Consider the following 9,333-nt stretch of genomic DNA (forward strand, 5'->3'; position numbering starts at 1 on the left):
TCGCAATGATGGCGAAGCCTTCCTCTGTACTTAATCTGCGTTTACTTGGCTTGTGCATTTCTTTTTTTTTGGCAAAGGTAAGGTGAGCGGGCAAACTGGGCAAGATGCGGAGGAGCGAAGGCTTACGATACAAATGGCAATGCCGCCACGCTAAAACTTACAATCCCCGATGCTGTTTTAGAAGCATTGCAAAAGGAAAAATATATTGAAGATGCAACAACCCACCCGATAAAATGGCTTACAAACTTGCAAGATTTGAATATGTTCATCAATACATTTTATCCTAATGAAGATAAAAAATGGGTTAAAACAGTGAATACATTCACCGATAAAGGCAAGCCGATAAGTAATAATTCAATAAAAAATCTAAATCCATCCTATAAGGAAAATCCAAAAAGCGAACAATATTTCAAAAAACTAAAATCAGAAACTAAAGAGAGGTAAAAGCACCTCTCTTTTTTTGTTCTTGATGGTTTACGGTAAACTTTACAGCAAACCAAAGTAAACCATTTTCTTTTCATTCATTTCTGATTTTTGCATTGCAATTGCGAGTTAAAAGGGCAAAGTACACGCCCGATTCATTAACTTTTTGAATTATGCAAAAATGGAAGAAAGAATTTTAAATCAGCTTGACAGAATAGAGCGTAACAGTCTATTGGCTTCAAAGAATGTACTTTGCTTGGAAGATGTGGCATTACTTACCGGATTAAGTAAATCGTGGCTTTACAAAGCTACTTGTAGCCACTCAATACCCTTTTATCGACCTAATGGAAAGCAGATATATTTTGACCGTACAGAGGTTGAAAATTGGATGAAACAAAACCGAGTAGCAACAAAACAAGAAATTGAACAAGAAGCGACCACCTATGTAGTTACCGGGAAATTCCCAAAGAAAGGGGGTGCAAAATGATAACCCCTAATATATCCGCTTATTTCCGATTTGAGCAATTACCGGAATACTGGAACGTAACCCGCAAGGGAGTTACCGAACTAAGAAAGCAACCAAGATTTGATTTAACAGCCATTGCCGGGTATTGGGAAGCATTGGACAAGTTGAAAAACTACAAAGGCATTTTGTTTTTCAATCTTATACCTACCGACAAGAACGAGTACCGCAAACAGGACGGCACGACACCGGAATATTATTTGCAATGTACCCCCGCCAAAAGCAAAGCAATCAACTTTTCAGGCATACGCTTTCAGTATGCAGACAATAAGCAAACATTATTTGCGAGTGGCGAACCAAGCGACCGGGAAACGCTTAAAGGGGGCGTTAAAAATCCGATGTACGGACAAAGAAACGATGCTTTTCTATTCCTTTTCTCAAAGGATATGCAAGTGTTGGAAGTGTTGGTTATCGAGGGTGGGCGGTTGCTTATTGATGCGTACCGGAAACAACTATCATTTGGCGGTTTTGATGAAGTTTTGGCGCAATTGCGTAAACAGGCAAAAACTGCAATTCCCTTATAGTAAGATGTAATTTGTACCCAAAATTTGGTAACAATGTATGATACTGTAAACTTTTGGTTGAATAGGGTTGAAGCCGGTTCAGATTTGGAAAAATCAACCCAATATTTGAAGAACCCCAAAGAAACCGTAAACAAGGATACGGGGGAGTTTTGGAGTGTTGGAAACCTTGACAACCTGAAAGTAACGGTATCGATGGCGGGTGTTTCAATCAAAGGCAGTTTGGCAAAGTTTCTTTTTCCTGATAACACATACACGCTAAACAGAAATCAAGTAAAAGAAGCCATTGCCAAATTATCGGATTCCATTCATTTGGATTTGTTGAGGGCTTGTGTTACCCGTATTGACGTATCGACAAACTTTATAATGAAACATCCGGCAAATGGTTATTACGATGTTTTGGGGCTGTGTAGGAACTTTAACCGGGTTCAGGCGACCAACAACACCCTTTATTATCACAACAAGGGAAAAGAGCAAAAAAGAGCCTTGATATTCTATGACAAAGCCCGTGAGGTATCGAGCCGTAACGGCGTAATGCCTGATGTGTTTTCAGGTTCAAATTTGTTGCGGTATGAAGCCCGATGGAATACACGTTTACCACAACAACTAAAAGAGCCTGAAATAAAGGGAAACACGCTATTTGATGCAAAGTTTTATGGCAAAGTAATAAGCCTTTGGGCTGATGGATATTTCAATATAGATAAAAAGCGAACTCCAAATTTTGAAGCGATGGAAAAAATTAAAACTGTATCGGATGCAACCGACTTTGTTTGTGCTATTGCATTGCACAAATTGACACCTGATGAAGTACAAAGCATTTTGGAAGATATGAAACAAAACAAGGTGTTTGAAGATAGAAAATACTATACACGACTTAAAGCAAAATTAAAGGAAATATCCAACAAAGCGGATATTACCAAAGCGGATGATTTGGTTACTGAATTAGATTCAGAGATTAGAAATATTTTGTCCTATAAACGGTAATTCCCTTATAGTAAAGTGTGATTTGTTACCATTATTTGGTAACGATACTGAATGAAAACAACATTAAAATACATTGAATTATGGCACAGCCAAAAGGAAAAACGGGCAATCCAAACGGACGACCAAAAGGAAGCCCCAACAGGACAACAACAGAGGTGAGGCAATGGCTTTCACGGTTGATTGAGAAAAACAGACGGCAAATTGAGCGAGATTTGAAAGCTATTGAGCCAAAAGACCGTTTATTGATTCTTGAAAAGTTTATGAGTTACACCGTGCCAAAAATGCAAAGCATACAAGCGCAAGTGGACTTCAACAACCTGACAGATGAACAATTGGATAATCTTGTTTTAGAAATAACGCAAAACATTGAAGAAAATGAAAATCAAGATTGAGCGTGAGGAAAAGATTGTATTGTTGAAAGCCTTAAAAGATGGTTTTCTTGATACTGATATGATACCGGAATTAAAAAAGGTTCTTGACCTTGCACAACCCGCACGAGTATTGACAAGGCAAGAAGCAAAAGAATATTTAAATCAGATTGAAAATGAATGCTAACACAAGAATATCCATTGATAGGGATATGAAAATAATGCTGTTAAAGGCATTGAAAAGAGGTTATTTTGATAACTCCGATTTAGAAACGTTGGAAACCACAATATCCAAAAGGTACAACAATTTGACCGATGATGAATTGAACGACCTTATAAAAGAACTCCATAGAAAATTGGGGTTTGAAGTTGAAAATATGTAAAAGCAAAATGTATTAATCACTAAAATTTTGAGTTATGACAGAAGCAGACAAAGCAATTGTTGAAATTTACAAAAAGCAAATTGCAGATTTAGAAAAAGAGTATCACACCGCAAAACAGAACCAACCTGAAATCACAGGCAGTCAAGCGGATGTTTTCCAAAAGGTAGGTCAAAACTTACTTGCAGAAAAAGAGTTCCACGATAAAAAAATGCAATTAGAAAACGCTATTGCCGATATAGTCGGGGTTAGCGAGGGCGTTACGGCATTTTTGGATAAAACCAAAAAACCGCTTGAAGTTTCCAAATTGGATGTAGATGCAGGAAAGGCAAAAATTGACAATTCATTAAATCCACTTGGTGGCAAAACCCTTTAATTGACAAACAGAATGGAACAAAACAATTTGATGCAATCAGAAGCTGCGGTTAAGAACCAAAGCGATGTTTCGGTAACGGTTCAACTTGCAAAAACAACTTTGCAAGACAGTAAAGGAGAAAAGGAACTTTGTCCGGGAATATGCCTTTATATTGAGCAAAACAAACCACAAAAAGCAGTTGTGCTATTGTTTGATGTAGAGCAAACGGAAAGTTTGATAAAGCAATTGGAAACGCTTAAAAACGGAGCGTTGGCTTATGAAAAGAACCGATTGAGATAAGCCGAAACAAGACTTTTATTTGAAAGCCCTAAATGTAGATGTTTGGGGCTTTTTGTGTCTTTGAAGCTAACAAAAGCTAACATTAAATTAAACGGGGGTGTATTATAGTAATACACATATCATTGATATTCAAATACAAAGATAAACAAAGTTTTGAATCAATATTGATTTTTAAGAAAGATTATTTGAAATTTGTATCGTAAACAATACAAAATTTGAGTATGAAAACGGATATTGATTTGAATAAACCCCTTTGGCAATTGACCGTTGGCGAGTTCTTGGAATTATTGGAGCAACAACAACCAATTGTTTTAAAAGATGCTGAAACGCCAAAGAAACGGCTTGAATATGGCATTTCCGGCATTGCTAAGATATTTAGTTGCAGTATGACCACAGCAAACAGAATCAAGGCAAATGGAAAAATAGACCGGGCAATATCGCAATGTGGTAGAATGATAGTTATTGATGTTGACTTGGCATTGGAACTTATGAAACAATCAAAATAAAAAACTTATGAAACCAATTTATTTTTCACAAGCAAGAAAAACAAGCAAAGGAACAAACGGCAGTGCCGATTTGCATTATTGGACTGATGAAACGCAATGTATATCGTGTTGGAAACCGACCATAAAAGAGCGTTTTTCTATTCTGTTTAATGGTAGGGTTTGGCTTGGTGTCAAGTCAGGCAATACACAACCACCCGTTTTTATTTCAGGTAAGCCAGTTTTTGAGAAAGTGAAAATATCCGCTTTTCATCGTTTGCGGTGGTGGTTTGAAGATTTGTTTTTCAAATTGTCTAACATCAAAACTTACAAGAATGAAATTGAATGATATTGATAGCATAATGTATGGCTATAATTCCGCTGAAATTGAAAAGAGATTAAACGATATTTTTAATGGATATTTGGGTTGTGATACAGGAGACACACCGGAAGAACTCCAACAAAATCACCACTTGATACGGTGCATTGTGAATGTATTCAATAAATTAGATGAAGGAAAAAACGGTAATTCTATTCAATAAAACTACTGCTTTTGATATGACAGTATGGCAGAAAAGGGTTGTGGAACTTGTTGTTCTACAACCTTTTGAGATAGCCCCCTCAGCAGGAGGGGCAGAAAAGGGTTGTGGAACTTGTTGTTCTACAACCCTTATTGAATATCAGTAAGTTATGAGAAGTGTACACGGAAATGTACACGATTTTGGTATTTAGGCGTATTTAAGTGTATCACTATAATACATTTGCTATGCAATTGCATTACATTTGCATAAACTACCATAATGATGAACGACTTTACCTACATTAATAAACCCGATGGAATAGCTAAAGACCTTTGGTTTTTACTTCAATATGCTGTTATGGGTGATTTTGTGAAATTGTCAAACATTGTAAGCCGTATCAATAATGAGGGCAAAATACTTGTTGCGGTTTATCCGGGTGTACCTGAATTGATGAAAGGTGTAGATGTTTCAGAAATGGAGTATATCGGCGATATTATGGACGGTGCATTATATCTTAAATGAACCGACTAAAAAGCACATTGGTGAATGTATGCACTACTTGGGTGAAATGAAAGGAGAAATTACCACCGATTAAATTTAATGATTAACTTTGAAACAGAAAAGACCATTAAAAGTGCCTTTATTTGCGCTTTCTGTTACCGGCTTGTTACCCACTCGCTAAAACAACGGTCTTTTTTATTTGATTATCAAACTATTACAATCGCATAATCACATTCTGTGTGGGTAAATAGTAAAGAACCACGAAATATATTCAATAATACAACGAAAAATATGTTTGAAGACGAAGAAGACGATAAGATAGAAGTAGAAGAGCTTCCTATTTATAAGAAAGGTCGGGAAATACAGGGTGTTGTTCAGCTTATTGCCGGATTGATACCGGAGGATGATAAACATCTTCAGTGGATGAAATCGGAAATGCTTTTTCATGCAGGTCAGCTGACGGTGAAGGTGGCGGGCGCTCATAACGTAGATTTGTACGACTTGAAGATGGAGGCGGCAACCTTTATTCGCAAGGCGGCGTGCGACCTCAAGGTAATGAACCATTCTTTAAAAGATTTTGGCTTTAAAGAAGTGGAATATTTTCATATAGTCAGGCAGTTAATCGAAGAATATCGCTTATTGTTTATAGACTGGGTCGCCGGATTTGACAAGTGGAGCTACATTATCGACCGTTGGGGCCTATTTAATCCTCCCGGCGTAACACCTTTCGATAAAGACCCCGATGCGGATATTCCGTTTGATGTTGACAGTTTGTTTGATTAAGTAAAATACCCAGTTATGACCAACAATAACCCACAACCCGACAGCAGCTTTATCCTCTATCAGGACGATAATGGAGTAACCAATGTCAATGTCCGTTTGGAAGACGATACCGTTTGGCTTACCCAAGCGCAAATCTCACAATTATTTGGGAAAGGGCGAACCACTATTACCGAACATATCCAAAATATTTTTGAAGAAAAAGAGTTGGATGAAAGTTCAGTATGTCGGAATTTCCGACATACTGCCCCTGATGGAAAAACGTATGATACCAAATATTATAATTTGGATTTAATACTCTCTATTGGCTACCGCGTAAAATCCCAAGTGGCAACGCGTTTTCGTCAATGGGCAACCGAACGAATTGCCGAAAAGAAATTGAATCAATCAATTGTAATACAAGAGAATAGCGACTTGGTTTTTTACTCCGACCCCGAAGGGAAACTACACGTAGAACTCACTTACGATGGCGATACTTTTTGGACTACACAGAAGCGAATGGGCGATATTTTCAATGTGGATGTGCGTACAATCAGTTACCATTTACAGCAAATTTTCGAGTCGGGAGAGTTAAATAAATATTCAGTTATCCGAAAAATTTGGATAACTGCCGACGATGGCAAACAATACGATACCATGTTTTACAACTTGGATGCCATCATTGCTGTTGGCTATCGTGTTAATTCCACAAAAGCGACACAGTTCCGTATTTGGGCGACACAGGTATTGAGCGAATTTATCCGCAAAGGCTTTGTGATGGATGATGAACGTTTCAAGAAAGGCGACCAATGGAGTAGGGAACATTTCGATTTGGTACTGGAACGCATCCGCGATATTCGCACCTCCGAACGAATGTTGTATCAGAAAGTTACGGATATTTACGCCACGGCTGACGATTATCAAAAGGATTCGCTTGTTACCCGAAACTTTTATGCCAAAGTGCAAAACAAGCTGCATTGGGCAATAACCGGTCAGACAGCGGCGGAAATTATTTACACCCACGTCGATGCAAGTAAAATCAATATGGGATTAACGAACTGGAAATTAGCCCCCGATGGGAAAATTATGAAATCGGATGTGGCAGTCGCTAAAAACTACTTGTCGGAAGCGCATATCAAAGAGTTGAACCAGATTGTGTCGGCTTATTTGGATTTGGCGGAAAACCGTGCCAAACGAAAAGTTACGACCACCATGGAGGATTGGGCCATGTTTTTGGATAGTTTTCTGGATTTGTCATCCTACCCAATTTTACTGGATGGTGGCAAGATTACCGCCGAAGAAGCAAAGATTAAAGCCTTTGAAGAATACAACAAATTCCGCGTTATTCAAGACCGGAATTATACTTCGGATTTCGATAAAGAGATTCGGCGGATGGGAGGGGAACAGGAAGAAGAATGAAAAATATATTATATAATGTTTGATATATAAAACAAAATAACTATATTTGTACAAAATATAAAACATTATGAAGCGAGCAAAATACACATTACTCCCTCGACTTACCAAAATTCTGGAAGAATTGGGCGAAGATATTAAACTGGCTCGGCTACGGCGGAAGTTGAGCGCTGAGCAGGTTGCAGAGCGAGCAGGTATTTCCCGTTCCACCCTTTGGCAGATAGAAAAAGGCGAACCCAGCGTTTCGATGGGCTATTATGCGCAGGCGCTTTTTGTGTTGGGCTTGGAGAAAAGTTTGTCGAATATGGTTGCCGATGATGTGCTTGGCCGGAAATTGCAGGATGCCGGGATATTAGTGAAAAAACGGGCGCCAAAGAAAAAATTCAAAAAACTGCTTACAAGCGAAGAGAACATTTTAATGAAATAGGAAACATTATGCCCAGCGATAATCTACAACCTGCCAATAGCCAATTTATCCTCTATCAGGATGATAATGGAGTAACCAATGTCAATGTCCGTTTGGAAGACGATACCGTTTGGCTTACGCAACAGCAAATTACAGAATTGTTTATGAGTTCAAGAACAAACGTTGTTGAACATATTGCAAATATTTATCAAGACGGTGAATTAGATGAAAATGCAACCTGTCGGAATTTCCGACAAGTTCGATTGGAAGGGAACAGACATGTTGCGAGAGATTTACCTCATTACAATCTGGACATGATTATCGCCGTCGGTTACAGGGTCAAGTCCCAGGTAGCAACAAGGTTCAGGCAATGGGCGACACAACGGCTGCACGAATATATCCAAAAAGGATTTACCATTGACGATGAACGACTGAAAGGGAACGGCAACCGTTATTTTCGCGAGTTGCTTCAGCGAATCAGGGATATTCGTTCAAGCGAGCGCAATCTTTATCAGCAGGTAACAGATATTTACGCTACGGCAACGGATTACGATCCGCAAGCCGACATAACCCGCCAATTTTTCGCTACTGTTCAGAATAAAATGCATTATGCCGCCCACCAGCATACGGCAGCAGAAGTAATTTATCAGCGGGTGGATGCCGGTAAACCGATGGTTGGCATGACCAACTTCAAAGGAAACTACATCACGCGGGACGATGTTAAGATTGCCAAGAATTATTTGTCGGAGAAAGAATTGCAGGTGCTTAACTTGTTGGTTTCTCAATACCTTGATTTTGCTGAATTGCAGGCTATTGAGCAGCAACCGATGACTATGCGGCAATGGATTGAGAAATTGGATAATATCCTGTCGGTCGGTAATCGCCCTTTGCTAAACAATGCCGGAGCAATCTCGCGCGAGCAAGCCAATGAAAAGGCAATGCGGGAATTTGAAGAATATCGCCGGAAAGAAATGTTGCAATACGAAAGTGATTTTGACAGGGCTGTTAAAGAATTAGCGGCACAAGCGAATAAAAAGGAAAATAGACCCTAACCAAACCTATTTACAAGTTTGTACCTCAAAACCAGCAGGATATTGAGAAAAAGAAGATTATATTTCCTGTGTGGGGAAGTGAGATTTTAGTTGGGCATCAATTTTTCCTCTTATACCACCTATAAATAAAGTAAGTAAGTACTCAAAATTAAGCGACATTATGCGAATAGTTAATGAACAGTTCTTTACCCACCGCTGCCACCGCCCTGTTGGTAGAGTAGAAAAGTGTGTCAGTACTCGCATAGTCCTGTGGTCTTATCCATTTTCCCTTCAATATTCTCCAAAGTGTTTCCGCAATGTTCAGATGCGGGGAATACGGAGGCAGATAGAAAAGGAAAAGAC

At 38.8% G+C, this 9,333-nt stretch carries 18 protein-coding genes; 17 read left to right on the forward strand and 1 reads right to left on the reverse strand.

The genetic code is table 11. From position 1 onward, the window contains the following. The first annotated feature begins 186 nt into the window (after positions 1-186). The 17 genes from ACYPWY_RS14970 to ACYPWY_RS15050 all read left to right on the forward strand — a co-directional run bounded on the left by ACYPWY_RS14970 (position 187) and on the right by ACYPWY_RS15050 (position 8,991). Complete coding sequence (locus ACYPWY_RS14970; RefSeq protein WP_459686354.1) at positions 187-444, forward strand: hypothetical protein; 258 nt, start codon at positions 187-189, stop codon at positions 442-444. Between the two features lie 160 nt (positions 445-604). After that, the gene (locus ACYPWY_RS14975; RefSeq protein ID WP_459686355.1) at positions 605-910 is read left to right on the forward strand and encodes a helix-turn-helix domain-containing protein; all 306 of its coding nucleotides are present in this window, start codon (positions 605-607) and stop codon (positions 908-910) included. Then, entirely contained in the window at positions 907-1,470 is a 564-nt protein-coding gene (locus ACYPWY_RS14980; RefSeq protein WP_459686356.1) for a hypothetical protein, read from the forward strand. Before ACYPWY_RS14975 ends, ACYPWY_RS14980 begins: the two co-directional genes overlap by 4 nt. 33 nt (positions 1,471-1,503) lie before the next feature. After that, a complete protein-coding gene (locus ACYPWY_RS14985) occupies positions 1,504-2,451 on the forward strand; it encodes a phage/plasmid replication domain-containing protein (RefSeq protein WP_459686357.1) in 948 nt (315 codons plus the stop codon). 80 nt (positions 2,452-2,531) lie between these two features. Beyond that, complete coding sequence (locus tag ACYPWY_RS14990; RefSeq protein WP_459686358.1) at positions 2,532-2,843, forward strand: DUF5681 domain-containing protein; 312 nt, start codon at positions 2,532-2,534, stop codon at positions 2,841-2,843. Further along, complete coding sequence (locus ACYPWY_RS14995) at positions 2,827-3,006, forward strand: hypothetical protein (RefSeq protein WP_459686359.1); 180 nt, start codon at positions 2,827-2,829, stop codon at positions 3,004-3,006. The genes ACYPWY_RS14990 and ACYPWY_RS14995 overlap by 17 nt, the downstream gene beginning before the upstream one ends. Beyond that, the gene (locus ACYPWY_RS15000) at positions 2,996-3,202 is read left to right on the forward strand and encodes a hypothetical protein (protein WP_459686360.1); all 207 of its coding nucleotides are present in this window, start codon (positions 2,996-2,998) and stop codon (positions 3,200-3,202) included. Before ACYPWY_RS14995 ends, ACYPWY_RS15000 begins: the two co-directional genes overlap by 11 nt. A 34-nt stretch (positions 3,203-3,236) precedes the next feature. After that, positions 3,237-3,575, forward strand: a complete 339-nt coding sequence (locus ACYPWY_RS15005) for a hypothetical protein (protein WP_459686361.1) — start codon at positions 3,237-3,239, stop codon at positions 3,573-3,575. A gap of 12 nt (positions 3,576-3,587) precedes the next feature. Continuing rightward, positions 3,588-3,854 carry a hypothetical protein gene (locus ACYPWY_RS15010; RefSeq protein WP_459686362.1) on the forward strand — a complete coding sequence of 89 codons (267 nt, stop codon included), beginning with the start codon at positions 3,588-3,590 and terminating at the stop codon, positions 3,852-3,854. Positions 3,855-4,075: 221 nt separating this feature from the next. Continuing rightward, positions 4,076-4,360 (forward strand): DUF3853 family protein, encoded by a 285-nt coding sequence (locus tag ACYPWY_RS15015; RefSeq protein ID WP_459686363.1) that lies wholly within the window; start codon positions 4,076-4,078, stop codon positions 4,358-4,360. A 7-nt stretch (positions 4,361-4,367) separates the two neighbouring features. Further along, positions 4,368-4,685: a hypothetical protein gene (locus ACYPWY_RS15020; RefSeq protein WP_459686364.1), complete on the forward strand. Its 318-nt coding sequence runs from the start codon at positions 4,368-4,370 to the stop codon at positions 4,683-4,685. Further along, complete coding sequence (locus ACYPWY_RS15025) at positions 4,672-4,878, forward strand: hypothetical protein (RefSeq protein WP_459686365.1); 207 nt, start codon at positions 4,672-4,674, stop codon at positions 4,876-4,878. Before ACYPWY_RS15020 ends, ACYPWY_RS15025 begins: the two co-directional genes overlap by 14 nt. A gap of 258 nt (positions 4,879-5,136) precedes the next feature. Next, entirely contained in the window at positions 5,137-5,379 is a 243-nt protein-coding gene (locus tag ACYPWY_RS15030; RefSeq protein ID WP_459686366.1) for a hypothetical protein, read from the forward strand. Positions 5,380-5,649: 270 nt separating this feature from the next. Continuing rightward, positions 5,650-6,141 carry a hypothetical protein gene (locus ACYPWY_RS15035; protein ID WP_459686367.1) on the forward strand — a complete coding sequence of 164 codons (492 nt, stop codon included), beginning with the start codon at positions 5,650-5,652 and terminating at the stop codon, positions 6,139-6,141. A 15-nt stretch (positions 6,142-6,156) separates the two neighbouring features. Continuing rightward, entirely contained in the window at positions 6,157-7,536 is a 1,380-nt protein-coding gene (rhuM, locus tag ACYPWY_RS15040; protein ID WP_459686368.1) for a virulence RhuM family protein, read from the forward strand. A 67-nt stretch (positions 7,537-7,603) separates the two neighbouring features. Continuing rightward, positions 7,604-7,960 carry a helix-turn-helix domain-containing protein gene (locus ACYPWY_RS15045; RefSeq protein ID WP_459686369.1) on the forward strand — a complete coding sequence of 119 codons (357 nt, stop codon included), beginning with the start codon at positions 7,604-7,606 and terminating at the stop codon, positions 7,958-7,960. Positions 7,961-7,968: 8 nt separating this feature from the next. Continuing rightward, entirely contained in the window at positions 7,969-8,991 is a 1,023-nt protein-coding gene (locus ACYPWY_RS15050) for a virulence RhuM family protein (protein ID WP_459686370.1), read from the forward strand. Between the two features lie 148 nt (positions 8,992-9,139). Here the strand turns inward: ACYPWY_RS15050 and ACYPWY_RS15055 are convergent. After that, on the reverse strand, positions 9,140-9,333 hold a 194-nt coding region (locus ACYPWY_RS15055), incomplete at its 5' end, for a transposase (protein WP_459686371.1).

The organism is Viscerimonas tarda, from assembly GCF_054601255.1.

Excerpts from the sequence above, each read along its gene's own strand:
- ACYPWY_RS14975 (WP_459686355.1), top strand. The coding sequence starts at position 605 with ATGGAAGAAAGAATTTTAAATCAGCTTGACAGAATAGAGCGTAACAGT.
- ACYPWY_RS14980 (WP_459686356.1), top strand. The coding sequence starts at position 907 with ATGATAACCCCTAATATATCCGCTTATTTCCGATTTGAGCAATTACCG.
- ACYPWY_RS14985 (WP_459686357.1), top strand. The coding sequence starts at position 1,504 with ATGTATGATACTGTAAACTTTTGGTTGAATAGGGTTGAAGCCGGTTCA.
- ACYPWY_RS14990 (WP_459686358.1), top strand. The coding sequence starts at position 2,532 with ATGGCACAGCCAAAAGGAAAAACGGGCAATCCAAACGGACGACCAAAA.
- ACYPWY_RS14995 (WP_459686359.1), top strand. The coding sequence starts at position 2,827 with ATGAAAATCAAGATTGAGCGTGAGGAAAAGATTGTATTGTTGAAAGCC.
- ACYPWY_RS15000 (WP_459686360.1), top strand. The coding sequence starts at position 2,996 with ATGAATGCTAACACAAGAATATCCATTGATAGGGATATGAAAATAATG.
- ACYPWY_RS15005 (WP_459686361.1), top strand. The coding sequence starts at position 3,237 with ATGACAGAAGCAGACAAAGCAATTGTTGAAATTTACAAAAAGCAAATT.
- ACYPWY_RS15010 (WP_459686362.1), top strand. The coding sequence starts at position 3,588 with ATGGAACAAAACAATTTGATGCAATCAGAAGCTGCGGTTAAGAACCAA.
- ACYPWY_RS15015 (WP_459686363.1), top strand. The coding sequence starts at position 4,076 with ATGAAAACGGATATTGATTTGAATAAACCCCTTTGGCAATTGACCGTT.
- ACYPWY_RS15020 (WP_459686364.1), top strand. The coding sequence starts at position 4,368 with ATGAAACCAATTTATTTTTCACAAGCAAGAAAAACAAGCAAAGGAACA.
- ACYPWY_RS15025 (WP_459686365.1), top strand. The coding sequence starts at position 4,672 with ATGAAATTGAATGATATTGATAGCATAATGTATGGCTATAATTCCGCT.
- ACYPWY_RS15030 (WP_459686366.1), top strand. The coding sequence starts at position 5,137 with ATGATGAACGACTTTACCTACATTAATAAACCCGATGGAATAGCTAAA.
- ACYPWY_RS15035 (WP_459686367.1), top strand. The coding sequence starts at position 5,650 with ATGTTTGAAGACGAAGAAGACGATAAGATAGAAGTAGAAGAGCTTCCT.
- rhuM (WP_459686368.1), top strand. The coding sequence starts at position 6,157 with ATGACCAACAATAACCCACAACCCGACAGCAGCTTTATCCTCTATCAG.
- ACYPWY_RS15045 (WP_459686369.1), top strand. The coding sequence starts at position 7,604 with ATGAAGCGAGCAAAATACACATTACTCCCTCGACTTACCAAAATTCTG.
- ACYPWY_RS15050 (WP_459686370.1), top strand. The coding sequence starts at position 7,969 with ATGCCCAGCGATAATCTACAACCTGCCAATAGCCAATTTATCCTCTAT.